The sequence below is a fragment of the Nitrospirillum amazonense genome (genome assembly GCF_007828045.1).
Lineage (GTDB): Bacteria > Pseudomonadota > Alphaproteobacteria > Azospirillales > Azospirillaceae > Nitrospirillum > Nitrospirillum amazonense_C.
The window spans coordinates 465,587-492,185 of record NZ_VITN01000002.1 but is presented as its reverse complement, the minus strand read 5'-3'; the positions used below and the strand labels follow the sequence as shown (position 1 = coordinate 492,185).

At 67.9% G+C, this 26,599-nt stretch carries 21 protein-coding genes; 7 read left to right on the top strand and 14 right to left on the bottom strand.

Features of this window, described 5'->3' with window-relative positions:
* Positions 1 to 106 precede the first annotated feature (106 nt).
* Positions 107 to 3,046 (top strand): TonB-dependent receptor domain-containing protein, encoded by a 2,940-nt coding sequence (locus FBZ89_RS04645; RefSeq protein ID WP_246172038.1) that lies wholly within the window; start codon positions 107 to 109, stop codon positions 3,044 to 3,046.
* A gap of 237 nt (positions 3,047 to 3,283) precedes the next feature.
* Positions 3,284 to 4,699, top strand: coding sequence for an amino acid permease (locus tag FBZ89_RS04640; protein WP_145748836.1), 1,416 nt, complete (start codon positions 3,284 to 3,286; stop codon positions 4,697 to 4,699).
* A 92-nt stretch (positions 4,700 to 4,791) separates the two neighbouring features.
* Here the strand turns inward: FBZ89_RS04640 and FBZ89_RS04635 are convergent, their stop codons facing one another.
* Positions 4,792 to 6,555, bottom strand: a complete 1,764-nt coding sequence (locus FBZ89_RS04635) for an alpha-amylase family protein (protein WP_246172037.1) — start codon at positions 6,553 to 6,555, stop codon at positions 4,792 to 4,794.
* Between the two features lie 127 nt (positions 6,556 to 6,682).
* On the opposite strand from FBZ89_RS04635, the gene FBZ89_RS04630 reads away from it, so the two are divergent.
* From FBZ89_RS04630 to FBZ89_RS04620, 3 genes are all read left to right on the top strand, one after another.
* Positions 6,683 to 8,275 carry an alpha-N-arabinofuranosidase gene (locus FBZ89_RS04630; RefSeq protein WP_145748835.1) on the top strand — a complete coding sequence of 531 codons (1,593 nt, stop codon included), beginning with the start codon at positions 6,683 to 6,685 and terminating at the stop codon, positions 8,273 to 8,275.
* Positions 8,272 to 9,849 carry a glycoside hydrolase family 27 protein gene (locus tag FBZ89_RS04625; protein ID WP_246172036.1) on the top strand — a complete coding sequence of 526 codons (1,578 nt, stop codon included), beginning with the start codon at positions 8,272 to 8,274 and terminating at the stop codon, positions 9,847 to 9,849. Before FBZ89_RS04630 ends, FBZ89_RS04625 begins: the two co-directional genes overlap by 4 nt.
* 96 nt (positions 9,850 to 9,945) lie before the next feature.
* On the top strand, positions 9,946 to 10,587 hold the full coding sequence (locus tag FBZ89_RS04620; protein WP_145748834.1) for a GntR family transcriptional regulator: 642 nt from the start codon (positions 9,946 to 9,948) through the stop codon (positions 10,585 to 10,587).
* Between the two features lie 40 nt (positions 10,588 to 10,627).
* Here the strand turns inward: FBZ89_RS04620 and FBZ89_RS04615 are convergent, their stop codons facing one another.
* Positions 10,628 to 11,263 (bottom strand): glutathione S-transferase family protein, encoded by a 636-nt coding sequence (locus FBZ89_RS04615; RefSeq protein ID WP_145748833.1) that lies wholly within the window; start codon positions 11,261 to 11,263, stop codon positions 10,628 to 10,630.
* Positions 11,264 to 11,421: 158 nt separating this feature from the next.
* Here FBZ89_RS04615 and FBZ89_RS04610 point away from each other — a divergent pair, with 158 nt between their 5' ends.
* Positions 11,422 to 12,330 carry a sigma-70 family RNA polymerase sigma factor gene (locus FBZ89_RS04610; RefSeq protein ID WP_145748832.1) on the top strand — a complete coding sequence of 303 codons (909 nt, stop codon included), beginning with the start codon at positions 11,422 to 11,424 and terminating at the stop codon, positions 12,328 to 12,330.
* Here the strand turns inward: FBZ89_RS04610 and FBZ89_RS04605 are convergent.
* The 8 genes from FBZ89_RS04605 to FBZ89_RS04570 all read right to left on the bottom strand — a co-directional run bounded on the left by FBZ89_RS04605 (position 12,298) and on the right by FBZ89_RS04570 (position 22,182).
* On the bottom strand, positions 12,298 to 12,750 hold the full coding sequence (locus FBZ89_RS04605; protein WP_145748831.1) for an SgcJ/EcaC family oxidoreductase: 453 nt from the start codon (positions 12,748 to 12,750) through the stop codon (positions 12,298 to 12,300). The genes FBZ89_RS04610 and FBZ89_RS04605 overlap by 33 nt on opposite strands.
* A gap of 186 nt (positions 12,751 to 12,936) precedes the next feature.
* Positions 12,937 to 13,536, bottom strand: a complete 600-nt coding sequence (locus FBZ89_RS04600) for a hypothetical protein (RefSeq protein WP_145748830.1) — start codon at positions 13,534 to 13,536, stop codon at positions 12,937 to 12,939.
* A gap of 79 nt (positions 13,537 to 13,615) precedes the next feature.
* Positions 13,616 to 14,596 carry a glycosyl transferase family protein gene (locus tag FBZ89_RS04595; protein ID WP_145748829.1) on the bottom strand — a complete coding sequence of 327 codons (981 nt, stop codon included), beginning with the start codon at positions 14,594 to 14,596 and terminating at the stop codon, positions 13,616 to 13,618.
* 19 nt (positions 14,597 to 14,615) lie between these two features.
* The gene (gene cobA, locus FBZ89_RS04590) at positions 14,616 to 15,422 is read right to left on the bottom strand and encodes a uroporphyrinogen-III C-methyltransferase (protein ID WP_145748828.1); all 807 of its coding nucleotides are present in this window, start codon (positions 15,420 to 15,422) and stop codon (positions 14,616 to 14,618) included.
* Positions 15,403 to 18,090, bottom strand: a complete 2,688-nt coding sequence (locus FBZ89_RS04585) for a nitrate reductase (protein ID WP_145748827.1) — start codon at positions 18,088 to 18,090, stop codon at positions 15,403 to 15,405. The genes cobA and FBZ89_RS04585 overlap by 20 nt, the downstream gene beginning before the upstream one ends.
* Positions 18,091 to 18,101: 11 nt before the next feature.
* Positions 18,102 to 18,440, bottom strand: a complete 339-nt coding sequence (nirD, locus tag FBZ89_RS04580) for a nitrite reductase small subunit NirD (RefSeq protein ID WP_145748826.1) — start codon at positions 18,438 to 18,440, stop codon at positions 18,102 to 18,104.
* Positions 18,440 to 20,911: a nitrite reductase large subunit NirB gene (gene nirB, locus FBZ89_RS04575; RefSeq protein WP_186457197.1), complete on the bottom strand. Its 2,472-nt coding sequence runs from the start codon at positions 20,909 to 20,911 to the stop codon at positions 18,440 to 18,442. Before nirB ends, nirD begins: the two co-directional genes overlap by 1 nt.
* Before the next feature lie 59 nt (positions 20,912 to 20,970).
* Entirely contained in the window at positions 20,971 to 22,182 is a 1,212-nt protein-coding gene (locus FBZ89_RS04570) for a nitrate/nitrite transporter (RefSeq protein ID WP_145748825.1), read from the bottom strand.
* A 428-nt stretch (positions 22,183 to 22,610) separates the two neighbouring features.
* Here FBZ89_RS04570 and FBZ89_RS04565 point away from each other — a divergent pair, with 428 nt between their 5' ends.
* On the top strand, positions 22,611 to 24,308 hold the full coding sequence (locus FBZ89_RS04565; protein WP_145748824.1) for a bifunctional protein-serine/threonine kinase/phosphatase: 1,698 nt from the start codon (positions 22,611 to 22,613) through the stop codon (positions 24,306 to 24,308).
* A 9-nt stretch (positions 24,309 to 24,317) separates the two neighbouring features.
* Here the strand turns inward: FBZ89_RS04565 and FBZ89_RS04560 are convergent, their stop codons facing one another.
* The 4 genes from FBZ89_RS04560 to FBZ89_RS04545 form a co-directional block, all read right to left on the bottom strand.
* Positions 24,318 to 24,620 carry a CcdB family protein gene (locus FBZ89_RS04560; protein WP_145748823.1) on the bottom strand — a complete coding sequence of 101 codons (303 nt, stop codon included), beginning with the start codon at positions 24,618 to 24,620 and terminating at the stop codon, positions 24,318 to 24,320.
* On the bottom strand, positions 24,620 to 24,871 hold the full coding sequence (locus tag FBZ89_RS04555; protein ID WP_145748822.1) for a type II toxin-antitoxin system CcdA family antitoxin: 252 nt from the start codon (positions 24,869 to 24,871) through the stop codon (positions 24,620 to 24,622). The genes FBZ89_RS04560 and FBZ89_RS04555 overlap by 1 nt, the downstream gene beginning before the upstream one ends.
* A 74-nt stretch (positions 24,872 to 24,945) precedes the next feature.
* The gene (locus FBZ89_RS04550) at positions 24,946 to 26,001 is read right to left on the bottom strand and encodes a CmpA/NrtA family ABC transporter substrate-binding protein (protein ID WP_145748821.1); all 1,056 of its coding nucleotides are present in this window, start codon (positions 25,999 to 26,001) and stop codon (positions 24,946 to 24,948) included.
* The gene (locus FBZ89_RS04545) at positions 25,998 to 26,588 is read right to left on the bottom strand and encodes an ANTAR domain-containing response regulator (RefSeq protein WP_145748820.1); all 591 of its coding nucleotides are present in this window, start codon (positions 26,586 to 26,588) and stop codon (positions 25,998 to 26,000) included. The genes FBZ89_RS04550 and FBZ89_RS04545 overlap by 4 nt, the downstream gene beginning before the upstream one ends.
* Between the last annotated feature and the right edge of the window lie 11 nt (positions 26,589 to 26,599).

The window sequence follows — 26,599 nt, the reverse complement described above, 5'->3', positions numbered from 1 at the left end:
GAATAAATCATACGATATACGATATAAGATATTTGACAGGTTCGTGGCATTTGCGGGACGGTTGTCCAGCGCGCACTAACGGGGGTGCGCGGTCTGGGAGATAAGAATGCAAAAGATTCATGCGAAGTCCGCCCCCGGGTCGGTGCTCCGCTCGGGCCGCGCGTCGGTCCTGGCGGCGGGGGCCGCCATGGTGGCATTGATGGCGGGTGGCCAGGCGCTGGCCCAATCCGTCGATGATCTGCAGGAAATCGTCATCACGGGTTCGCGCATCAAGCAGGCGAACCTGACGACGGCCAGCCCCCTGACCACGGTGGGATCACAGGACCTGCAGTATCAGGGCACGACCAACATGGTGGACGCCCTGAACCGCCTGCCGCAGGTGACGGCGGACGCCAACGACAACGTGTCCAACGGTGCCGACGGCACCTCGCGCGTCAACCTGCGCAACCTGGGTTCCAACCGTAACCTGGTGCTGATCGACGGCCAGCGCATGCTGCCGCCGGAAACCGCCGACATCAACTTCATCCCCACCGCGATGGTGGACCGGGTGGACGTGGTCTCGGGCGGCGCCTCGGCCGTTTATGGCTCCGACGCCGTGTCGGGTGTCGTGAACTTCATCCTGCGCAAGAATCTGGACGGCGTGCGCGCCGACGTACAGTACAGCATCGCGCAGCATGACAACGGCAATACCGCCCTGCGGTCCCTCAGCCAGGCCAAGAACTTCGCCACCGCGCCCAGTGAGGTGTGGGATGGCATCAAGAAGGACGTCAGCGTCGCCGCCGGCACCAACTTCGACGGCAAGAAGGGCAATGTCACCCTGTTCGCCGGCTATCACTATTCCATGCCGGTCACCCAGGATAAGCGCGACTATTCCAACTGCGACCTGAACCTGAAGGACGCCAACACCTTCATCTGCGGCGGCTCCAGCAACAACGCCTATGGCCTGTTCTATCCGCTGAGCGGCCCCAACGCGAACACCACCCTGGTGAACGCCAAGGACGGCAGCAAGACCTGGGTGCCGTACAACAGCAGCTTCGCCTACAACTACACGCCGACCAACTACATCCAGCGCACGGACAAGCGCGAGACGGCCGGCCTGGCCGCCCACTATGAATTTGCCAAGGAAATCGAAGTCTACGGCAACTTCATGTACATGAACGACCACAGCTTCTCGCAGGCGGCGCCGTCCGCCCTGTTCCAGGGCACGACGTTCAACATCAACTGCAACAACCCGCTGATGTCGTCGGCCCAGGCGTCCACGCTGTGCGGCGCCGACGCCGGCACCAACGCCGACGCGCAGACCTTCATCGGCTACCGCCTGACCGGCCCCGGCAGCCAGCCGCGCCGCGACGACCTGCGCCACATCGACTACCGCTTCACCGGCGGCTTCCGCGGCGAAGTCTGGGATGGTTGGAGCTACGACGCCAACTTCCTGTGGTCCAAGGCCATCCTGAACGAGACCTATATGAACAACGTCGACAACACCAAGGCGCAGCGCGCCCTGGAGGTTGTCAACGTGAACGGCGTGCCCACCTGCAGGTCGGTGATCGACGGTACCGACCCGACCTGCGTGCCCATCAACGTCTTCCAGTACAACGGCATCAGCCAGGCCGGTTACACCTACCTCTATTCGCCCAGCCACACCCACGGCGCCCAGACGGAGAAGGTGGGCAGCCTGTCCATCAACGGCGATCTGGAGCAGTACGGGATCAAGAGCCCGTGGGCCAAGAAGGGGGCGGCCATCGCGCTGGGTTATGAACACCGCGAGGAAACGCTCCTGTTCGAGGCGGACCAGGTGGCCCAGGCCAACGGCACCCTGCCGTCGCACGGCAGCCTGAGCGTGGACGAAGGCTACGGCGAACTGCAGTTCCCCATCATCCAGGACAAGCCCCTGGTCGAGGAACTGCTGTTCAACACCGGCTACCGCTACTCCAAGTACGACTACCTGGACGGCGGCGTCAGCACCTACAAGTTCGAGTTGCAGTACGCTCCGGTCAGCGATGTCCGCTTCCGCGGCAGCTACAACCGCGCCGTCCGCGCCGCCAGCATCTCCGAACTGTTCGCGCCGACCACGCTGGGCAACGTCGCGGCGGTGGATCCCTGCTCCGGCTCCAGCCCGACGGCATCGGCGGCCCAGTGCGCCCTGACCGGCGTCACCTCGGCCCAGTACGGCCACATCGCCGACTGCCCCTCGGCCGTCTGCGTCACCCAGGGTGGCGGCAACAGCGCGTTGAAGCCGGAAACGGCGGACACCTTCACCGCCGGCGTGGTGCTGACCCCCACCTTCATTCCCAACTTCTCCGCCACGCTGGACTATTACACCATCAAGGTTGACGGCTACATCTCGGCGCTGGACGCCCAGACCGTCATCAACCAGTGCGTCCAGACCGCCAACCCGTACTTCTGCGGCCTGTTCCACCGTGCCAAGGGTTCGGGTGTGCTGTTCGGTACCGACGGCTACATCATCGCCGGCAACCAGAACACCGGTCACCTGCAGACCTCGGGCGTGGACATCGACATGTCCTACAAGCTGGCGCTGGACGACGTCATCAACCGCAACTGGGGCGACCTGGACTTCAACCTGACAGGCAGCGTCCTGCTGACCCGCGAGACCCAGCCGTTGCCCAGCCTGGGCACCTATGACTGCACCGGCCTGTTCGGGCCGACCTGCGGCCAGCCCAACCCGCGGTGGCGCCACCAGTTGCGCACCACCTGGTCCAGCCCCTGGGTCCCGGCCACGGTGTCCGTGAACTGGCGCTTCATCGGCCCGACGTCGCTGTCCAGCAACACCAGCAACGACTTCCTGGCCTCCGACTTTGTGGGCATCAACGCCAAGCTGCCATCGTACAGCTACTTCGACCTGGCGATGACCTACAAGATGACCGACTACCTGTCGCTGCGCGCGGGTGTGAACAACATCCTCGACCGCGACCCGCCGGCCATTGCGTCCAGCCTGCTCAGCAGCTTCGGCAACGGCAACACCTACCCCGGTGTCTACGACCCGCTGGGCCGCACCATCTTCGTCGGTGCGACGGTGGAGTTCTAAGGCCTGGGCCTGGAACGGAGATATCCCCGCCCGGGTGATCCCGGGCGGGGTTTTTTGTTGGAAAGCGGGCCTTCCGCGCCACAAAATGTCGTTTGAAACGGCTAGGGCAGTTAAGATGTTGACGCCCGCGCTGATCGGTGTCCAAACAGCTTCCGGTCAATAGACGCCAGCCCCAGGGCAAGGGGGCGGGCTGTTGACGGCAGGGGGCTAAAACACGTTCTAGATGGGGACTGCTTTATGACGTTCTGGACGCGCCGTAAGGCGTTGGACGCTTTGGCGCACGTGGACCAAAGCCGGCAGTTGCGCAAGACTTTGAGCTGGCCGCACCTGGTGGCCCTGGGCATTGGCGGCATCATCGGCACGGGCATCTACACCCTGACCGGCATCGGTGCGGAGCGCGCCGGCCCCGCCGTCATTCTGGCCTTCGCCGCCTGCGGTATCCTCTGCGCCTTCGCGGCCCTGACCTACGCCGAAATGGCCACCATGATGCCGGCGGCCGGCAGCGCCTACACCTACACCTACTCGGTGCTGGGGGAGGGGCTGGCCTGGATCATCGGCTGGTCCCTGGTGCTGGAGTATGCCGTCACCTGCAGCGCCGTGGCGGTGGGCTGGTCCGGCTACATGGTCGGTCTGCTGGAAAGCATGGGCATCCATTTGCCCAAGGAACTCATCGCCGGACCCTATGCCGGTGGCATCGTCAACCTGCCGGCCATCGTCATCACCGCGCTGGTCACGGCCCTGCTGGCCAAGGGTGCGAAGGAAAGCGCTACGGTCAACATCGCGCTGGTCGCCATCAAGATCATCGCCCTGGCGGTGTTCGTCGGCCTGACGGTGTTCAGCCTGGTGCCGGAAAACTTCACCCCGTTCATGCCCTACGGCTTCGTCTCGCACATGGACGATGCCGGCCACGTGCGCGGCGTGATGGCGGCGGCGGCCATCGTCTTCTTCGCCTTCTTCGGCTTCGACGCCGTGTCGACCTCGGCGGAAGAGGTGAAGAACCCCGGCCGCGACCTGACCATCGGCATCCTGGGCTCCATGGTCATCTCCACCATCATCTATATGATCGTGGCCGCCTGCGCCGTGGGCGCCTGGCCCTTCGCCGAATTCGCCGCCAGTGGCGAGCCGCTGGCCTTCATCCTGCGCAGCCTGAACCATCCCGGCGCCGCCTGGGCCATAGGGGCCGCCGCCATCGTGGCCCTGCCCAGCGTCATCCTGGTGATGATGTTCGGCCAGACCCGCGTGTTCTTCGTCATGTCGCGCGACGGCCTGCTGCCGCGCACGCTCAGCGACCTGGGCCCTGACCGCCGCTCGCCCGTCAAGGTGACCCTGCTGGTCGGCCTGTTCGTGGCCCTGTTCGGCGGGTTCCTGCCGCTGGCCACCATCGCGGAGCTGTCGAACGCCGGCACGCTGGCGGCCTTCATCTCCGTCTCGGTCTGCGTCATGGTCTTGCGCGTGACCAAGCCGGATCTGCCGCGCCTGTTCCGCTGCCCCGCCGTGTGGGTGGTGGCCCCGCTGGCGGTCATCGGCTGCCTTTACTTCCTGTACTCCCTGCCGGGCACCACGCTGCGCAACTTCGCCATCTGGCACGTGATCGGCCTGGTGATCTACCTGGCCTACAGCCGCCGGGCCAGCCTGCTGAACAAGGCCGCGTAAGGCCGCCGGCCCTGGAAATGCGAGGCCGCCAGCCGATCGGGGCTGGCGGCCTTTTTTTATCTTCCTCAAATTCCGGCGGCCGCGGTCGCGGCCTACTTCCGTCGCGCCTCGCCCCAGGCCTTGGCCTGTTTGATGTAGTCCGCCATGGCGGCGCGTTCCTTGTCGAAGGTGTCATCCACCACGGTGATGGTGGGAATGGCGCGCTGGTGGGACGGGATCTCCGGCTTGTAGGTGCCGAAGCCCGCCTCATGCACGCCGGTGCTGCCCCGGCCGGGGGCCGGGCGGCTCAGGTGCTGATAGCTGCGCACGTGACCGTCATAGGCGGCGGGGGCCAGGGCGTAGCGCGTCACATGGCTCATGGGGATGAAGGCCATCTGGGCGTCGTACAGCATCTCCCCCACCGGCGGGATGCCGGGGTGACGCTGGGCCAGGTCCTGCACCAGCAGGCGCGTGCCCTCATGCATGTCGGCCTTGGTGTTGTTGATGGCCGCCCCGGCGATATCCAGGAAATAGCCGTCGACGCCGAACTGCCTGATGGTGGCGGAGATGCGCGCGCCCAGCCAACGCCGCCAGGACTCCACGCCCAGATTCATGAAGGGCATCCAGCCCTCGCCGGAACGGTCGTTGTCCCAGTCCACCCAGTTCAGGTCGAAGGAATCGCCGTCCACCCGCTCCGTCGTGGCGTCGGCGAACAGCTTGAACTCCTCCCACACCTTGTTGGCGCTGTTGGTGCCGAACATGGGGACGATGCGGAATCCCAGTTTCTGGGCCTGGCTGACCAGGCGCTTGAAACCCTCCGCCCCGCCCATGCGCGGGTCGGGCTGGTACAGGGGATAGTTCCAGTAATAGCGCCCGTCCCAGGCCGGCAGGAACACCATGACCCGCTTCGGGTCGATCTGCGTGGCGGCCCAGCGCAGGATCTCCAGGATGCGGGCATAGTCGTTGAAGATATAGCCGGTCCAATGCGCGCCGTGGATGCTCAGCACCAGGTCGACCTCCCGCATCCAGGCCGGCATGTCCGGCCGGGTGGCCAGGGGCGGGATGCCGTAGGTCTTTTCCACATGGGCGAAGTGGGGGGCGACGGCGGCCGCGTAGTCCGCCGCGGGGCCCACCCGCCAGGGCGGGGTCGCCAGGCTGGTGGCCTTGGCCCAGCCCTCCCCCTCATGGATCAGTTCGATGCGATAGCCGTCCGGCCCCGGCTGGAAGAAGAAGCGGCAGGTGCGCACCGCCGTCTGCCGCGCCGATAGCGCGAAATGGCGGCCATCGGCGGCCTTCAGCACGGCCAAGGGTGTCGCCACCCCATGGAAAAAGTTGGGATATTCGAAGACCTTCTCGTCATCCTTCAAATCGGTGAAATCCTGACCGGAGACGGAGATTTCACCGCGCGGCAGGCCGCGCACCACGGTGGTGATGGACTTCACGGGGTGCGGCGCCTCAGCCTTGGCCGTCCATTGCACCGTACCGTCCGCCTCCACCGAGAACTCGGCCGCCAGCCTGCCTGGCGCCTTTTCCTGGCCGCCGGCCCACAGCAGGCCATCGCAGGTCAGGATGGTGCGGTTGCCGTTGCGAACCACCCGCGTCACCGAGGGGTCGATGGCGTAGGCGTTCTCATACGTCTGCACCCGAAAGCCCATCAGCAAAGGGCCCACCTGCACCGACGCCTCGGGGAAGTCGAAGCTGAACTGCAGCACCGCCTCGCCCTTGGCCGGGGTGTAGACGCCACTGCGCGAGGTCAACAGCTGCAAGTCCGGGCTGGGCGTGCCGGACGCCGCTGTTGCCGGGGCGGTGGCGGCCAGCGCCGCGGCGCTGCCGGCGCCGCTGGCCAGGAAGGCACGGCGGGTTACTGGATGGGGCACGGATGACGTCTCCTGTTTCTGCTTGTTCTTTTCCGGCGGCGGCCGGCCCGCGAAAGGTTTACAACCCCGCTGTCGCCGGATAGTACTATTATACGACTTAAAAACACCACAGGGAGTGCCTCCAGGAATGATCCGTGCTCTTCGCCCCACTGCTGGCCCCATCGCCGCCGCCGTCCTGCTGGCGGGTACCGCCCTGGGCGCCCCGATGGCCTTCGCCGCCCCTTCGGCCACCGTGACCGTCCAGGCCGACCATCCCGGCCCGGTCATCGCCAAGGAGATCTACGGCCAGTTCGCGGAGCATCTGGGCACGCAGATCTATGGCGGCATCTGGGTGGGCCCGGACAGCCCCATCCCCAACATCCGCGGCTATCGCAAGGACGTGGTGGAGGCGCTGAAGAACCTGCATGTGCCGGTGGTGCGCTGGCCCGGCGGCTGCTTCGCCGACGAATACCACTGGCGCGACGGCATCGGCCCCAAGGACCGCCGGCCCGTCATCGTGAACACGAACTGGGGCGGGGTGGAGGAGAACAACGCCTTCGGCACCCATGAGTTCATGGATTTCTCGGAGCTGATCGGCGCCGGCACCTACGTCAACGGCAACCTGGGCAGCGGCAGCGTGCGCGAGATGGCCGACTGGGTCGCCTACATGACGGCCGACAACCACGGCACCCTGGTGCAGGAGCGGCGGGCCAACGGCCGGGACAAGCCCTGGACCCTGAACTGGTTCGCTGTGGGCAACGAGGTCTGGGGCTGCGGCGGCAACATGCGCGCCGACTACTACGCCGACCTGCTGCGCCAGACCCGCACCTTCCTGAAGCCGGGCGCCGGCCAGCCGACGAAGTTCATCGCCGTGGGCCCCAGCGATGACGACACCGCCTGGACCGAGACCATCATGGCGCGGGCGGCCAAGGAAATCGACGCGCTGTCCATGCATTATTACGACGTGGCCTCGTTCAACATGGTGCCCAAGGGCACCTGGAAGGTGAAGGGCTCCGCCACCGAGTTCGGTGAGGCGGAATGGTTCGCCAGCGTCTTCGGCGCCTACCAGATCGGCACCTTCATCAGCCACCACAGCGCCATCATGGACAAGTACGATCCGGAAAAGCGGGTCGCCCTGGTGGTGGATGAATGGGGCACCTGGCACGACCCCACCCCCGGCAGCAACCCCGGCTTCCTGCAACAGCAGAACACCCTGCGCGACGCGGTGGTGGCGGCGATCAGCCTGAACATCTTCCATGCCCATGCCGACCGCGTGCGTATGGCCAACATCGCCCAGATGGTGAACGTGCTGCAGGCCATGATCCTGACGGACGGGCCGCGCATGGTGCTGACCCCCACCTACCACGTCTTCGACATGTACAAGGGCTTCCAGGGGGCCGCCAGCCTGCCGCTGGCGGTGACCGGGCCGGACTACAGCCAGGGCGGCCGCGCCGTCCCCGCCGTCAGCGCCTCGGCCGGCCGTGGCACGGACGGCGTCACCCGCCTGGCCCTGACCAACGTCGATCCGAACAAGGCGGCGCCCGTGCAAGTGCGCCTGGCGGGCCTGAAGGCGGGCAAGGTCACTGGCCGCATCCTGACCGCCCCGGCCATGAACAGCGACAACACCTTCGACCATCCGCAGACGGTGGTGCCGGTGGCCTTCGGCGATGCCAAGCTGTCGGGCGACACCGTCAGCGTGACCCTGCCGGCCAAGTCCGTGGTCGTTCTGGAACTGCAATGAACAAGCTTTTCCTTGGGCACGCCCCTGGGCGTGTCCTCGGGCGTGTCCTTGCCGTCCTGGCCGGCATTCTTCTCGCCGGCCCGGTCACGGGGGCGATGGCGGCCGACCTGACGGGCGACTGGGTCTTCCAGGCCGCCCCGTCCTTCCCCCGCTTCACCAAGATGGTCCTCCGCCGGGACGCGGGTGGCCTGCACGGCACCATCACGTCCGAGTGGTATGGCGACCTGCCCATGCTGGACCTGAAGGTGGTGGGGAAGGGCCCGGCGGGGGAGGGGCTGGTCTTCCACATCGACAACGGCAACCCCAAGCTGAAGCCCCTGGACCTGACCCTGACGCCGGACGGGCCGGAGGGGAACCAGGGCGTGAGGCTGACCGGCCAGGTCTGGTACGAGAAGCAGGACGCCGCCGCCCACCGCGCCACGGCGGCGGAGATGGCGGCCCTGGCCTTCCCGACCTATCCGCTGCCCGCACCGGCCCATGTGCCCAGCAACGGCCTGGCGCGCACCCCGCCCATGGGGTGGAGCAGCTGGAACAAGTTCGCCGAGGCCATCGACGACAAGACCGTGCGGGAGATCGCCGACGCCCTGGTGCGCAGCGGCCTGCGCGACGCCGGCTATGTCTACGTCAACATCGACGACGGCTGGCAGGGCGAACGGGGGCCCGATGGCGTGCTGCGTCCTAACGCCAAGTTCCCGGACATGAAGGCCCTGGCCGATTATGTCCACGCGCGGGGGCTGAAGCTGGGTATCTACAGCTCGCCGGGCCCAAAGACCTGCGCCGGCTACGCCGGCAGCTACGGCCATGTCGAACAGGACGCCCGCACCTGGGCGGAATGGGGCGTCGACTACCTCAAATACGACCTCTGCTCAGGCGAGGGCTTCTACCACACGGTGGAGACGGTGCAGGCGGTGTATCAGCAGATGGGCACGGCGCTGGCCGCCGCGGGGGCCGCCACCGGCCGCCCCATCGTCTACAGCCTGTGCGAATACGGCCGTTTCGATGTCGGCGCCTGGGGACGCGACGTGGGCGGCAATCTGTGGCGCACGACCGGAGACATCGAGGATACCTACGCCAGCATGGCGGCCATCGGCTTCGACAAGAACGGCGTGCCCCGCCATACCGGCCCCGGCGGCTGGAACGACCCCGACATGCTGGAGGTCGGCAACGGCGGCATGAGCGTGGAGGAATACCGCACCCACATCAGCCTCTGGGCCATGATGGCGGCACCGCTGTTGATGGGTAACGACGCCCGGTCCATGACCCCGGACACCCTGGCCCTGCTGGGCAATGCCGAGGTCATCGCCATCGACCAGGACCCGCTGGGCCGCCAAGGCCTGCCGGTGCGCAAGCGGGACGGGACGGAGGTGTGGACGCGGCCCCTGGCCGATGGCTCGGTCGCCGTGGGCCTGTTCAACCGCACGGACAAGCCGGTGATCCTCACCGCCGACTGGCCCGCCCTGGGCCTGGGCGACCATCCCAGCGTGCGCGACCTGTGGGCCCACCGCAGCGTGGCGCCGGGTATGGCCCACACGGTGCCGGCGCATGGCGTGGTGCTGCTGCGCGCCACCCGGTAGGTGGTAGCGCTAACAGAGCCAGCGGATTTTCATCCGGAAAATGGTATGATGGGGCACGGCAGTCCGCCGCGCCCCTCTCCCGACTGAACCCGCCGCATGAGCATCATCGTTCGCAGCCTGCCCGACCAGGCCTATGAAATCGTGCGGGACCATATCCTGCTGGGCACCATGGCGCCGGGCACGGCGGTGCAGCAGGCGGCGGTGGCCAACCAGCTGGGCATCAGCAAGATCCCCCTGCGCGAGGCCTTGGGCCGGCTGGAACAGGACGGCCTGGTCACCTCCTTCCCCAACCGGGGCTATGTGGTGAACACCCTGACGGCGGAAGAGGCGACGGAGGTGTTCGCCCTGCGCCTGAAGCTGGAACCCGGGGCGACGGCGGACGGCGCCCGGCGCGCCACCCCGGCCGACCGCGACCACGCCCGGGCCGAGCTGCTGGCGCTGGAGCGGGAACAGGGCACCGCCGGCACCGGCCATGTCACCCACAACCGCGCCTTCCACATGGCGCTGATCCGTCCGGCGGGCGGCATCACCAGCCAGTTGATGGAACGCCTGCACATCCTGTCGGAACGCTATGTCCGCGTGCACCTGGAACCCCAGGGCCGCGACGACAGGGCGCGGGACGAGCACCGCGCCCTGTTCGACGCCTGGATGGCCGGCGACGCCCCGGCCGTGGAAACGCTGACCGCCCGGCACATCCAGGGCACGCTGGCGGATTTGCAGCGCGAGCTGGCGGGGTGATCGACGACGCGGCGGGTGTGACCCCGCCGCGCGTTCCGGATCAGGCCGCCACCGCCGCCGCAGGTGGGGCCGCCTTCACCCAGGCGGGTTGTTCCCGCATGTGATCCAGGTAGCGGTTGATGTTGGGGAAGGGCGTCCAGTCGAAGGGGGTGACCCCGCGATAGCCCTCCAGGCAGACCAGGCCGTAATCGGCCAGGGTGACGCCGTCGCCGACCAGATAGGTCCGGCCGGCCAAGTGGCTTTCCAGCACGGGGGCGAAGCGGGCCAGGTCCCGCTGGAAGAAGGCGATGACCTCCGCCGCCGGTTCGCCCAGGCCGTTGCGGGGCTTGATGATGCTTTCGAAGATCAGCGTGCCCCAGGCCTTGTTGAAGTGCGCCTGCTCCCAGAACTGCCAGCGGGCGATGTCGGCGCGCACGGCCGCATCGTCCGGAAACAGGGGGGAGCCGCCGGCCTTGGCCACCAGGTACTGGTTGATGGCGCAGGACTCCCAGAGGGTCTGGCCGCCATCCACCAGCACCGGCACCATGCCGTTGGGGTTGAGGGCCAGGAAGCCGGGCTGCCGCGTTTCCTGTTTCAGGAAGTCCAGGGTGCGGACCTCCACCGCCAGGCCCAGATGGTGGACGACGGCCAGGACCTTGCGGGCGCTGGGGGAACCGGGAAGGGTGTAGAGTTCCATGATGCGTATGCTCCGTGGGTTTGGGGAACACCGCTAAGACGCCGGCGCGGCCCGAAAGGATTCGACATCGCGCCCGGAAATATTTTTCACACCCCCTGTAACCTTCCGCCGGCGCCGATCGTCCTTGGGGGATGCACCCCAGCGGAAGGCGTCCCTGCATGCTTCAGATCCATTCCCGGCCCCAGACGGACTTCGACCGCCTGGTGCGCGACCTGCGCCCCCGGCTCTACACTTTCTGCGCCCGCATGGTGGGCTCGGCGGTGGAGGGGGAGGACGTGTTGCAGGACACCCTGCTGAAGGCCTTGCAGGCTTGGCCCGGGGCTGAGCGGCTGGACAGCCCCGAAGCCTGGATGTTCCGCATCGCCCGCAACGCCGCCCTGGACGCCCTGAGGCGCGGCGGCCGGACGGAGCCGCTGGACGACCATGAGCACCTGGCGGTGGAGACCACGGACGCGCTCAACCAGCGCGAACTGGCGGAGTTCGGCCTGCGCCCCTTCATGAAGCTGTCGCCGGCCCAGCGTGCCTGCCTCATCCTCATGGACGTGCTGGGCTACACCCTGGCGGAGATCGCGCCCATGCTGGACATGAGCGTGCCGGCGGTGAAGGCCACCCTGCACCGGGGCCGGGCCAAGCTGCGCGCCCTGGCGGCCACGCTGGAGGACCCGGCGCCGCTGGTGCTGTCGGCGGAGGAGCGGGCGCACCTGGCCCGCTACGTCGCCCTGTTCAACGCCCGCGACTTCGACGCTGTGCGCGCCCTGCTGGCCGACGACGTGCGCCTGGACCTGATGGGGGAGTTCACACGCCATGGCCGCGCCGGCGTGGAACCGTACTTCGGCAACTACAGCCGCCTGCTGGGCTGGCACCTGGTGCCGGGCGGCATCGACGGCCAACCCGGCCTGCTGTCCTACCGCGACGGCGCCATCGCCAACTTCATCCTCATCAGCTGGCGGGACGGGCGCATCACCCGCATCCGGGATTTCTTCCACTGCCCGGTGGCGCGCGGCATGGCCGACGCCCGTCCCCTGGAGATGGCTTCACTCCCGGAGGGTGGGGCCATCCTCGTCTGAGTCCCGGCTGAGATGCCCCATCAAGCTCTCCGGCGCGATGGGGACGGAGGTGTGCTCCTGCGCGATGCGCCACTGGCTTTCATGCTTCACCAGCTGCCAGCTCAGGCGGTTCTGCATGGACCGCAGCTTGGCGCCCTCGGGCGACAGGGCGGTGTAGGTCAGGAAGGCGCTGAGGCCCGCGGCCTCGCCACCGCCGACCACCCGCACCTCTTCCGCCGTGACCTGCACCCGCTCGTCATTCAGGCCGCCCAGCCACGCCTTGACCGACTCCGTCCAGGCCGCGCGATCCGGATAGGACCAGCTGTCCCAGGTGTCGAACACCACCACGTCCTCGGTATAGAGCGCCAGCAGCGCCTTGGCGTCCCGGTCCCATACCGCCTGGCGGTAGGCGTTCAGAACTTTCCTCACCTCATCACTCATATCGCTTCTCCTTTAGGCCTTGAGCCTGGAAGACGAACGACAAGGAGTAAAGGATACAGGGGCGATTGGGTTTTTTTGAGGATCAGGCGGGGTGGTGTGATTTTGGGTGTGATTTTCCCGACTAACAATAAAAAATGAAATAAATGGGATGCAGTATCCAATACAAAGAGAGTTTGGAAAACAATATTAAGGTTGCTCTTTGTGACAGTTCTTGTCTCGATATAGGCTATACTCCATGAGTTTTTGGTCTGTTGTAATTTCATTCGTGAATTTTATTATGCTAATTGTTGAGTATGTCCAGAGAAATAAAGCAGCAATGGATGCTATGCCAGTCACCCTTAAAAATGCATCTCCGTGGAAGCTTTTGGCCAAGTCTTTGCGAATCTTTCCAGCAATTTTCGTCGAAAAAAGGGGCATGACTATAAAAAGTGTGCTTCCAAAAAAAGAACTGACACCGCGTATCGCTACGAGCAAGGTAAATGCCATGAAATACAGAGCGCCAAAACGCATAAGCAGCGATTTAATAACATTTAGTCCGTGCAATTGATTGCACTCTGATATGAACAAATAAGGGAATATAGATGCAAGAATGGCGATAATTGCGACAAATGTCGCAAAGTATAAATTCCTAACTCTTACGTATATATCCTCAATCATGGAGGGAAATTTTTCTGGTGCCGACAGAATGTTTTCCCTTAATCGCGCGGCAATTCTCACTTTTCGGCGTAAAATCTTATTAGATTCTTCTATATTGTGGGCAAGATTATTCACTATTAGGTGCTTCATGGATTCTGATCCTTAGCCTTAAATTGAGGGCGTAATGTTTCTTGTAAAAATATGGGCCGCCTCCGCCCCTAAATATAAATTATCTATTATTGGAAACGTGTCGCCCCACCCAAATCGCCGCCGCCAGCCGGTCAGCGTCAGCGGGCTCCGTCGTCAGGCCCAGGGCCAAAACCCCCAGCGCGATGGTGGCGATGACGGTGGCGGTGGCCGCTTCCAGGCCGGGCTCGCCGCGCCAGACGGGCAGCAGGCCTTCGCTGTCCGCCTTGCCGGTGGTCAGGGCGGGGAGGGGGAGTTCGCGGCGGTTCGTGCCCACCTGGACGTAGGCCGTGGTGGGCTTGGCGGGGTTGCGTTCCACCTCGCCGCCGCCGCCCTTGACCACCACCAGGCGGGGGCGGTTCAGGCGCTGGGCCACGCCCAGGTGCAGGTCGATGTAGGGCGGGTGGAAGACGCCGTCGACGGCGGCGCGGGTGTCGAAGGGGTCCAGCAAGCGGCAGACGGTGTTGATGGGGCTGCGCAGGCCCAGCAGGTGGCGCAGGTTCAGCAGGCGGTCCAATTCGGGGTTGAGCGCCGACAGGGGCAGGTAGGCGAAGCCGGTTTCGGCGACCAGGGCCTTGGCGTCCGCGCGGCTGTTGGCGGGGCGCAGGCCCAACTCCCCCAGGGCGTCGGGCACGTCGCGGCCCTGGGTGAAGGCGTTGCTGCCGTGCATGATGACGCGGTGCCCGGCCTGGGCCAGCGCCAGGGCCGACAGCAGGAACCAGGGTTCATCGCGTGTGCGGCCGGCACCATAGGACGGCCAGTCCAGGTCGGCGGCGCCGCTGCAGCTGCCGTCGCTGAGGCCCGTCGCGTCGCGGGCCGCCTCCACCAGGCCCGCCACCTCGTCCGGGTCCTCCCCGCGATAGCGCAGCAGCATGAGGAAGGCGCCCACCTGATGGGGATCGGCCTCCCCCTTCAGCACCATGCCCAGGGCCGTGCGCGCTTCTTCCCGTGTCAGTGAGCGGGAGCGGCCGGGGCCGCGTCCCAGGGTGCGGACGTATTGGGCGAAGACATGTTCATCGGTCATGGCGCAGGCAGGCTCAGTTTCAGGCGGCGCGGGACCGCACCTCGTTCATCGCGGACTCTACCGCGTCCTGCCGCCGCAACGCCACCACCCGTCCCACCAGCACCAGGGTGGGGCCGGTTACCGCCGCCGCAGCCACCCGCGCCGCGATGTCGGCCACCGTGCCGGGCAGGCGGCGCTCGGCCTCCAGGGTGGCGTTCTCGATGGCGATGGCCGGGGTGGCGGGGTCCAGTCCGGCGGCCAGCAGGCGCTGGGTCACCTGGGCCAGCGTGCGGCCGCCCATGTAGATGGCGATGGTGCCGTCGCAGGCGGCCAGTGCGTTCCAGTCGTGGGTGGGCAGGATTTCATCGGCGCCCCCGTCCTGACGGGCATGCCCGGTGATCAGGTGCAGGCTGCGGCTGTAGCCGCGCTGCGTCAGGGGCATGGCCATGGATGCCGCGGCGGCGCAGGCCACAGTGATGCCGGGCACCACCTCCGCCACCACGCCGGCGGCGGCCAGGGCCGCCAGTTCCTCGCCCGCGCGGCCGAAGACCATGGGGTCGCCGCCCTTCAGGCGCACGACGTGGGCGCCCGCCTGGGCATGGCTGACGATCAGGCGATTGATGGCGGCCTGGCTCATCTCATGCCGGCCGCAGCGCTTGCCCACGTCGATGCGCCGGGCATGGGCGGGGGCCAGGTCCAGGATGCGCGGGTCGACCAGCTTGTCGTACAGCAGCACGTCGGCGCTTTCGATGCGGCGCAGGGCCTTCACCGTCAGCAGCTCCGGATCGCCGGGGCCGGCGCCCACCAGGCTGGCGCGGCCGGTGACGTTAGGCTGACGCATGGACATCGCGTAGGATCTCCTTCAGTTCGGGGATGCAGGACCCGCAGTTGGTGCCGGCCTTCAGGCAGGCGCCGATATCTTCCGCCGAGGTCAGGCGGTTGGCGACGATGGCCTCCCGGATGGTGACCAGGCCGACGGAGAAGCAGGCGCAGACGGTGCGGCCGGCGGACTTGACGCCAGCGGCCCCCAAACCGCCGGGGGCGCGGCCGGACAGCAGGCTGGGCCGCGCCTCGTCCGTCACCGTGTCGCCCAGCAAGGCGGCCAGCGCGTCGCGCGGCGGCAGCTGGGCGCCGTCGCCGGCGGCCAGGAGCAGGCAGGCCTCCAGCCGGCCATCCACCAGGATGGCGACGCGCAGCAAGCCGCGCCCGGCGTCGGTCAGTTGCAGCCATTCGGCCCCCGCCGGCGGATGCAGCAGGCCCTCGACGAAGCGGGTCAGGGCGGGGCCGGCCGGCAGCGCGTCCGATCCCACCAGCTCGAAGGCGTGGCCGTTATTGAGCGGCATGCGCGACCAATAGGCGACACCCTGGGGCCGCACGGCGGCGCGGTGCAGCAGCAGGCCGCGCCAGGCCACCGGCACCGCCGCCGCGCGCACGGCCGTCAGTTTTAGTTCCGGCTGGCCGGAGACGGGGTCCAGGGCGGCGTTCACCAGGCGCCCGGCGGGCCCGGCGGAGCAGAACTCATCCGTCCAGTGCATGGGCAGGAACAGTTCACCCACCCGCTGGCCGGCGTCGATGGTGGCGCGCACCACCGTGCCGGCGTGGACGCTCTCGATGCGTACCAGGTCGCCGTCGGCCACACCCAGGCTGGCGGCGTCGGTGGGGGACAGGGCGGCGCGCGGCTCCCCCGTGTGGGCCAGCAGGCGGGGCACGCGGCCGGTGCGGGTCATGGTGTGCCACTGGTCGCGGATGCGGCCGGTGTTCAGCACCAGGGGATAGGCATCATCGGCGCGGCCGGCGGGGGGGCGCCAGGGCGTGGGCACCAGGCGGCCCCGGCCGTTGGGCGTGGCGAAGCCGCCCTGGCCGAACAGCCGCCCGCCCTCATCCCCCGCCCAGCGCACGGGCCAGCGCACCGGCGCCAGCGCGTCGTACTGGCCGTCGGTCAGCATGGCCAGGCCGCTGATGTCGAAGGGCCGGCTGCCGGCGTTCTCGAAGCCGGACAGGGCGGCATGCTCCCGGAACACCGCCGCCGGGCTGGTCCAGGAAAAGGCGTCCTTCCAGCCCATGCGCTGGCCGACGGCGGCCAGCACCCGCCAGTCGGCCCGCGCCTCGCCCGGGGCCGCGCGGAAGGGGCGCTGGCGGCTGATGACCCGTTCGGAGTTGGTGACGGTGCCGTCCCGCTCCCCCCATCCCGCTGCCGGCAGCACCACGTCGGCCAGCGCCGTGGTGTCGTTGGGCCAGCAATCGGACACGACGACGAAGGGGCAGGCGCGCAACGCCTCCCGCACCCTGTCGGCGCGGGGCAGGCTGTCGGCTGGGTTGGTGGCGATGATCCACAGGGCCTTGATGCGGCCGTCCAGCACGGCGTCGAACATCTCCACGGCCTTCAGCCCCGGCTTGGTCGCCAGGTTGGGCGCCCGCCAGAAGCGGCGGACGCGGTCGATGGCCTCCGGCTGGTCGAAGCGCATGTGGGCGGCCAGCTGGTTGGCCAGCCCGCCCACCTCGCGCCCGCCCATGGCGTTGGGCTGCCCGGTGATGGAGAAGGGGCCACAGCCGGGCTTGCCGATGCGCCCCGTGGCCAGGTGGCAATTGATGATGGCGTTGACCTTGTCGGTGCCCACCGACGACTGGTTCACGCCCTGGGAATAGACGGTGACGACGCGTGGGGTGGAGGCGAACCACTGGTAAAACCGGACCAGGTCCGCCGGGTCCAGGCCGGTGAGGGCGGCGGTCTGGCCGGCCGTCTGGCGGGCGGCGGAAAGGGCCGCCTCGAACCCTTCCGCATGCGCCGCCATCCAGGCGTGGTCCAGTTGGTCCTGGTCGGCCAGGTGGGCCAGCAGGCCGTTGAACAGGGCGACGTCGGCGCCGGGGCGCACGGCCAGATGCAGGTCGGCATCCTCGCACGTCGCGGTGCGGCGGGGGTCGATGGCGACGATGCGGATGGGCCGCTTGGCCCGGGCGGCCAGCAGGCGCTGGTGCAGCACCGGGTGGCACCAGGCGGAATTGCTGCCCACCAGCACCACCAGGTCCGCCAGCTCCAAATCCTCATAGGTCCCCGGCACCACGTCGGCGCCGAAGGCGCGATTGTGGCCGGCGACGGAGGAGGCCATGCACAGGCGGGAATTGGTGTCGATGTTGCCGCTGCCGATGAAGCCTTTCATCAGCTTGTTGGCGACGTAGTAATCCTCCGTCAGGCATTGGCCGCTGACGTAGAAGGCGACGCTGTCGGGCCCATGCTCCGCGATCGTGGCCTTGAAGCGCCGGGCCACCAGGTCCAGGGCCTGGGTCCAGTCCGCCGCCCTGCCGTCGATCAGGGGACGGGTCAGCCGCTCCCCATCCTTCAGCGTTTCCGCCAGGGCTGACCCCTTGGAGCACAGGCGCCCCCGGTTGGCCGGGTGGTCGGTGTCGCCCACCACCCGGCCGTCGGCCTGGGCCACGACACCGCAGCCCACGCCGCAATAGGGGCAGGTGGAGCGGACGGCGCCGGCGAGGGCACCGGCTTCAGCGTCCCGTGCCATCCCCTCCGGCATCACGCCACCATGGCCAGCAGGATGCGGCCGTCCTGCACCCGCACGGGGATACGGGTGACGCAGCCCTCATCGGGGGCGCAGGCCTCGCCGGTCTCCAGGTCGATCACCCAGTTGTGCAGGGGGCAGGTGACGGCATGGCCGTGCACCGTGCCCTGCGACAGGGGGCCGCCCTTGTGCGGGCAGCGGTCGTCCACGGCGAACACGGCATCGTCCAGGGTGCGGAAGACGGCAATGTCGCCCCGGGGGGTGGCGACCACGCGGGCCCCCTGACGGGGAATGTCGTCCATGGCGCCCACCTCGACCCAGCGGCTTTCGATACCAACGCTGTCCATGGTCATCACTCCACCGTCGCCAGGGTGCGGAAGGGGGCGGCCGCGGCCTTGCCGGGCGCGCGCTCGGCCCAGGGGTCGTCCTGGCTGAATTTCTGGGCGTACAGGAACTTGGCGTAGAGCGCCTTGCGGCCCGCCTCATCCTGCACGATGCGGTCCTTGACGTGGGGCAAGCCCACGCGCTCGATCCAGGGCGCCGTGCGCTCCAGATAGCGGGATTCCTCGCGGTAGAGCTGCAGGTAGGCGCCGCAGTATTCCAGCACCTCCTCCTCGGTGGTGACTTTGGCCAACAGGTCGGTGACGCGGACGTGGATGCCGCCGTTGCCGCCGACATGCAGTTCCCAGCCGCTGTCCACCGCCACCACGCCGAAGTCCTTGATGGTGGCCTCGGCGCAGTTGCGCGGGCAGCCGGACACGGCCAGCTTGACCTTGTGCGCGTGCCAGGACCCCCAGGTCATGCGCTCCAGCTTCACGCCCATGCCGGTGCTGTCCTGCGTGCCGAAGCGGCACCATTCCGACCCCACGCACGTCTTCACCGTGCGCAGCGCCTTGCCGTAGGCATGGCCGGAGACCATGCCGGCGTCGTTCAGATCCTTCCACACATGGGGCAACTGCTCGCGCGTCACGCCCAGCAGGTCGATGCGCTGGCCGCCCGTCACCTTCACCGTGGGGATGGCGTACTTGTCCACCACGTCGGCGATGGCGCGCAGCTCATCGGCCGTGGTCAGGCCGCCCCACATGCGCGGCACCACGGAATAGGTGCCGTCCTTCTGGATGTTGGCGTGGTTGCGCTCATTCACGAAGCGGGACTGCTGGTCGTCCTGGTATTCGCCGGGCCAGGCCACCAGCAGGTAGAAGTTCAGCGCCGGGCGGCAGACGTGGCAGCCGTCGGGCGTGCTCCAGCCCAGGGTGGACATCACCGCCGGCATGGTGCGCAGTTCCCGGTCCGCGATGGCGCGGCGCACCTGGTCGTGGCTGTGCGTCGTGCACTTGCACAGCGGCTTCTCGCCCGTCGGCTTGGCGTAGCTGTCGCCCAGCGACAGGGCCAGCAGCTGTTCCACCTGGGGCGTGCAGCTGCCGCAGGACGCGGACGCCTTGGTGCGCGCCCGCACCCCTTCCAGGGTGGTCAGGCCATGTTCCGCGATGGCGCCCATGATCTTGCCCTTGCACACGCCGTTGCAGCCGCAGATCTCGGCCTCATCGGGCAGGGCGGCCACGGCGGCGGTGGGGTCGGCGGCGGGCGCGCCTGCCGCCAGGCTGGCGAAGGCCTGGCCGAAGATCAGGGTGTCGCGCAGTTCGCCCAGCGGCTTGTCCTCGCGCAGTAGCTGGAAGTACCAGCCGCCGTCCTGGGCGTCGCCGTACAGCACGGCGCCCACCAGTTTGTCGTCGCGCAGCACCAGGCGCTTGTAGGTGTTGCGGGCGGCGTCGCGGAAGACCACCTCCTCCGTCGTCTCGTCACCGATGAAGTCGCCGGCGGAGAAGACGTCGATGCCCGTGACCTTCAGGCGGGTGGCCATGGCGGCGGGGACGTAGTCGCTGGTGGCGTCCTCGCGCGCCAGATGGTCGGCGCAGACCTTGGCCATGTCCCACAGCGGGGCCACCAGGCCATAGGTCTTGCCGCGATGCTCCACGCACTCGCCGACCGCGTAGATGTCGGGGACGGAGGTGCGCATGTCGTCGCCCACCTCGATGCCGCGGTTGATGGCGATGCCGGCGGCTCGCGCCAGGTCGATGTTGGGACGGATGCCGATGGCCAGCACCACCAGGTCGCCCGGGATCTCCCGCCCGTCGGCCAGGCGCACGCCCTGCACCCGGCCCTCGCCGAAGATCTCCTCGGTCTGGCCGTTGGTGAAGAAGTTCATGCCGCGCTCGTCCAGCTCGCGCTGCAGCAGTTCGGCCGCCGCCTTGTCCAGCTGGCGTTCCATCAGCGTGCCCATCAGGTGGACCACGGCCACCTGCATGCCCCGGCGCAGCAGGCCGTTGGCGGCCTCCAGCCCCAAGAGGCCGCCGCCGATGACGATGGCGCGCTTATGGGTCTGTGATGCCTCTATCATGGTGTTGACGTCGGCGATGTCGCGGAAGGCGCAGACGCCGGGCAGGTCCAGGCCCGGCACCGGCGGGGCGATGGGGCGGGACCCCGTGGCCAGCAGAACCTTGTCATAGGCCACCACCCGGCCGCTGGCCGATGTCACGGTACGAACCTGGGTATCGATGGCCGTCACCGCGTCACCGGTGATCAGCTCGATCCCGTTCTCCTCGTACCAGGAGCGGGGGTTGATGACGATCTGCTCCAGGTCCTTTTCGCCGGCCAACACGGACGACAGCATGATGCGGTCGTAATTCACGTGCGGTTCGGCGCCGAAGACCGTGATGTCGTACTTCAGCGGGTTGCGCTTCAGCAGTTCGTCCACCGTCCGCATGCCGGCCATACCGTTGCCGACGACCACCAGCTTCTGGCGCGGGGGCATATGCGTGTCCATGGGGGAACCCTTCCCTTGAAATCGCGAAATCAGAGGTGTTGAGGATCAGACGCGGCCAGTCAGACGCGGGCCGCGCCCAGGGCGGCGGCGCCCCAAGTGGTGCGCCACCGGCGCTTCACGCCGGTCAGGCCGACCAGGGCCGCGAGGGCCAGCAGGGCGAACAGCAGGAAGCCCGCCTGGTAACCGCCGGTCAGCTGCTTGGAGTAGCCAAGGCTGGAGGCCAGGTAGAAGCCGCCGACGCCGCCCATCATGCCAACCAGGCCGGTCATGACGCCGATCTCACGGCGGAAGCGCTGTGGCACCAGCTGGAACACCGCACCGTTGCCCATGCCCAGGGCCAGCATGGCGACGACGAAGACGGCCAGGGCCATCCAGGCCTGCGGCAGGGCGAAGCTGACCACCACCAGGGCGCCGGCGGCGACCGTGTACATGACGGTCAGCGAGCGCACGCCGCCGATGCGGTCGGCCACGGCGCCGCCGATGGGACGGACCAGGGACCCGGCGAAGACGCAGGCCGCGGTGAAGTAGCCGGCGGTGATGGGGCTCAGCCCATACTGGTCGTTGAAGTAGATGGTGAGGGAGGAGGCGAGGCCGACGAAGCCGCCGAAGGTGACGCTGTAGAAGAACATGAACCACCAGGCGTCGCCGATCTTCAGCACCGCCAGGTATTCGGCCAGCGACTTGGCCGGCGGGCATTCCGGGCTGTCCTTGGCCAGCACGGTGTAGACGCACAGGGTCAGGGCCAGCGGGATGGCCAGCAGGCCCAGCACGTTGTTCCAGCCATAGGCGACGGCAAGGGCCGGCGCGAAGAGGGAGGCGAACACGGTGCCGGAGTTGCCGGCACCCGCCAGGCCCAGGGCCGTGCCCTGATGTTCCGGCGGATACCAGCGCGAGGCCAGCGGCAGGGCCACGGCGAAGCTGGCGCCGGCCACGCCCAGGATGGCGCCGGTCAGCAGCGTGGCGTTGAAGCTGCGCACCCCGAAGTACCAGACGGCGGCAAGGCCGGCGATCACCACCACCTGCGCCAGGATGCCGGTGCGCTTGGGCCCCAAGTGATCCACCAGGATGCCGTTGATGACGCGGAAGAAGGCGCCGGCCAGCACCGGCACCGCCACCATCAGGCCCTTTTGTCCCGGGTTCAGGCCCAGGTCCTTGGCGATCAGCACGCCCAGCGGGCCCAGGATCACCCAGGCCATGAAGCTCATGTCGAAGTAGAGAAACGCCGCGAACAGGGTCGGCAGATGTCCAGCCTTCAGGAAACTCTTGTTCATCGGGTGCGCCTCCGGGCAGGGCCGTGGGCCTTATGGGGATGGGGGCGGCCGATAGCAGGCGCCGCCTATCACCAGAAGGGGTGGTGGATCGGGGTCAGGCCGCGAGGGGCCTGGGGGTGGGGTAGGGTCCGGTGGAACCGGACGCTGACAGGCCGCCGTTGACCCGCCGATCGAACCACAGGGGACGTGCGCCGTTGCGCCATCCCGGAGGCGGGGCCGCCCCGCCGTTGGGGCCGCCCCGATGCAGAAAAGAACCTTTCGGCCCCCTGCTCGTGTAATGTTCTTCGCAACCGCCATGCCAATTTCGCAATCGCGGAAAACCTGGGGTTTCGGACGGCTGGCTGGCGACACGTATGCCTAGTTTTTGCGCAATCGCTAGGTTGGTTGCGCAGATGACCAAATATTAGGCAAATTGGGGTGGGCGGGGAATGGGGGCACGGCAGATCGAACTGCGCGTCGGCTGGTGCAGCGAGACTGGCCGCCGTTCACGCAATGAAGACTACGTGGGCGTATGCCTGGGCACCGCCGCCCAGCGGGCCCGTCAGGGGGCGGTGGCCGCCATCGCCGACGGCGTCTCTGGGGCGCCCGGCGGCCGGGTGGCGGCGGAACTGGCGGTGCGCGGCTTCATCGATTTCTATTTGGGCGAACGCCAGACCCTGGGCATCCGGCGGGCGGCGGCGCACGCGGCGGAGGCCATCAACCGCTGGATCCACGCCCAAGGTCGCACGGACCCGGAACGCACGGGCATGGCCACCACCCTGACCGCCGTGATCCTGCGCGACCGCCGCGCCCATATCCTGCATGTGGGCGACACCCGCCTGTACCGCCTGCGCGACGGCCGGCTGACCCAGCTGACCGAGGACCATGTGCACAACGGCCCGGACCAACGCCACATCCTGCGCCGCGCCATCGGGTTGGAGGATGCGCTGCGCGCCGACTACACGGCCGAGCCCTTGCGCGAAGGCGATCGCCTGGTGCTGCTGACCGATGGTGTGCATGGGGTCTTGTCATACCGCGACCTGGCCCGCCTCACCGCCGGTGAACCGACGCCGGAGGCAGGCGCCCGCGAGATGGTGGCGGCCGCCCTGTCCGCCGGCAGCCACGACAACGCCACCGCCCTGGTCATCGACGTGGTGGCCCTGCCGCCGGCCGACCAGGGGGAACTGGCCGACCTGACGGCGGACCTGCCCATTTTGCCCGTGCCCAAGCCGGGCGATGTGGTCGACGGCTATCGTGTGGGCCGGCAACTGTCCGATGGCCGTTATAGCGCCCTGTTCCTGACCGAGCCGACAGGGAAGGAGGTGCCGCAGGTGCTGAAGTTCCCCAAGCCCAGCGTGGCGGAGGACGCCGTCTACCGCCTGGCCTTCGTGCGCGAAGGCTGGGTGGCGGCCCGGGTGCGCAGCCCCTGGCTGGGGGAGGTGGTGGAGGTGCCGCCCGGCCGCCAGACGCGGCTCTACACCGTCATGCCCTATTACCCCGGCCAGACCCTGGCCCAGCGCCTGGCGGCGCCCCCGCGCGTGGGCGTGGTGGAGGGCGTGCCCTTGGCGGTGAAGCTGGCCAAGGCGGTGGCGGCCCTGCACCGCGCCGGCATCATCCACCGCGACATCAAGCCGGACAACGTCATCATCGACGGCACCGGTGGCCTGCGCCTCATCGACCTGGGCGTGGTGCGTCTGCCGGGCATGGAGGATTTCCCCGCCGAACAGATCCCCGGCACGCCCAGCTACATGGCGCCGGAGCTGCTGGCCGGCGCGCCGGGGGATGAGCGCACCGACCTCTACGCCCTGGGCGTCACCGTCTATCACCTGTTCACCGGCGCCTATCCCTACGGCGAGGTCGAACCCTTCCAGCGCCCCCGCTTCGGCGCGCCCGTGCCCCTGCAGCAGCGCCGCCCCGACCTGCCCACCTGGCTGGACCTGTCGGTCATGAAGGCCGTGGCCGTCAATCCGGCCGACCGTCCTGGCGATGTGCTGGAATTCGCCCTGGAACTGGAAGCCGGCGCCGCCCACCCCGCGCCGAGGCCCACCCGCCGCCGCTCCCTCTACGACCGCGACCCGGTGCGCTTCTGGAAGCTGACGGCCCTGGCGCTGCTGGTCCTGCTGATCCTGTCGCTGGTGCGGGATTAGAAGACCTGGCTAAGAGCCGGAAATCAGCATGTCCAGGGCGTTGATGACATCGAAATAGTGGGCACGATTTAAAGATCCGACTGGTGGACCTAGCTCTTTTCGGGGAATGGTGGCGATAAATTGCGTGACCATTACATAGTCGATCCCGTCAATTGTGAAGATGGGATTTAGCCGGTCTAAAGCTCCAGGACTGCTGCTCCCAGGGCGAAGAGGAACGACTGCTGCCGTCTTTAGGCCGCTCAGCAGATCAGCTTGGATTTCGAGGGCATATCCACCCTCTCCTCTGACCCGATAGAGATCTAGCTGAGCCATCAGAATTGCCGAAATTGCGCATAAGGCACGCCATTTTCTTCAATAAAGGCATTCCATTCGTCGATTGCCGCTTGGTTCTTTTCGAGCCACAGGGCTGCCTTCCGTTCTGAAATCTCCATTGCCAACCCGCGTTCACAGGCGCGCGAAATGCTGATACCCAGGTTTTTGGCTTCGGAGACCATGTCCTCAGGAAGTGACACGTTGGTATTTTTTCGGGCGAAAGCGTTTTCCTGAGAGGATTTCGTGCGCATAGTGACCTCCAGAAACATGCGCACGAAACGTGCGCGTCATTCTGGGCGCAATATGTGCGTCATTTAAGACCCAATCAATAGGGTGAGATGCTTACCGCCTGCGCGGCCTCATATAAATCCGGCCGATAGATGCGGGTCGCCAGGGTGTCCGCTTCGGCCGCGCTGACCGGCAGGTCGCGCCAGCGGGCCATCTGGTCCAGCAACCAGCGGGCCTGGGCCAGGGTGGGGCGGGTGGCCTCGGGGATGGCGAAGCGGCAGACGTCGGTGTCCTGGCCCACGCCCTCACGGGCGCCGCCGGGGAGGGAGGCGGCGATGATGTCGGGCGGCAGGTTCAGGAAGGTGGGCTGGGCCAGGGTGGCGGCGATGGCGGGGGTATTGGCCGGGTCGGCGCAGTCCTTGGCCGAGCGCAGCAGGGCGCGCAGCAGGCCTTGCAGGGCCTCGGGCTGTTCCTCGGCCCAGGCTTCGCGCACCGCCAGGCACTTTTCCGGATGGCCGGGCATGATGTCGGACGACAGGGCCACGGTGCGGCCCACGCCGGCGGCCGCGGCCACGGCCCCCCAGGGGGCGCCGGCGCAGAAGCCGTCGATACGGCCGCTCTCGATGGCGGCCACGCTGTCGGCCGGGGGCACGATGGCCCAGTCCACGTCGGCTTGGGGGTCGATGCCGGCGGCGTGCAGCCAGCGCTTGAACAGCAGGGCGTGGGTGGACCAGGCATGCACCACCGCCAGGGTGACGCGCGGCCCGTTGGCTTGGGCACGGGCGCGCAGCAGCGTCGCCAGGCGGCGCCCGGCCTCGGCGTCGTCGGGGCGCCCGCCCGCCAGAATGGGCTCGGCCAGCTCATTGGACAGGGTCACGGCGTCGCCGTGCTGGCTGAGGCTCATGGGGATGATCAGGCGGGCCGCCGCCGGGCGCAGGCCCAGCGCCATGGCCAGCACCAGGGGCGGCAGCATCACGGCGGCGTCCAGCAGGCCGTAGGACAGCTTGTCCGCCAGGTTGGCCCAGCTGGGTTCCACCGACAGGGTGACGTCCAGGCCCTCGGCCGCGAACAGGCCGGCGGTCTGGGCGTGGATGACCGGGGCGCTGTCGGTCAGGCGCAGCAGGCCCATGCGGACGGGGCGCGAAACGGTCATGACCCGCCTCCCTTCTTTTGTTCAGCGGCGGCCACGATGTCGGCGGCCACGGCGGCCAGTTTGCGGCTCTGCTCCATGGCCTGGCGGCGTAGCCAGCGATAGGCGTCCGGCTCCGCCATGCCGCGCTGGCGCATCAGCAGGGCCTTGGCCTGGTCCACCACCTCACGCTCGCGCAAGGACGTCTCGGCCTTGTGCAGGCTGGTTTCCACCTGGCGGTAGCGGCGGAACATGGCCACGGCCGCCTGCACCACTGGCTTGAGGACGGGCAGCGAGGCACCGACCACGTTGTAGGAGCTGACGCCGGCCTCGATCGCCGCCTCCATGAAGGCGGGGTCGTCCTGGTCCACGAACATGACGATGGGGCGCGGGTCGTGGCGCGATATGGCGCGGATGTCCTCCAGCCCATCGCGGTCGGGGCGGGCCATGTCCACGATCACCAGATCCGGCGCCTCACGCAGGACGGCGTCGGCCAGCAACTCACCGGCGCCCAGGCGCACAATGGCCGTGGCCCCGGCAGCCATCAGGTCCGCCTCGACGATGCGGCCGGGGTCGTTGGGATGGACGGTGTCGGCGATAAGGACTTTCACCGGCAGCACAC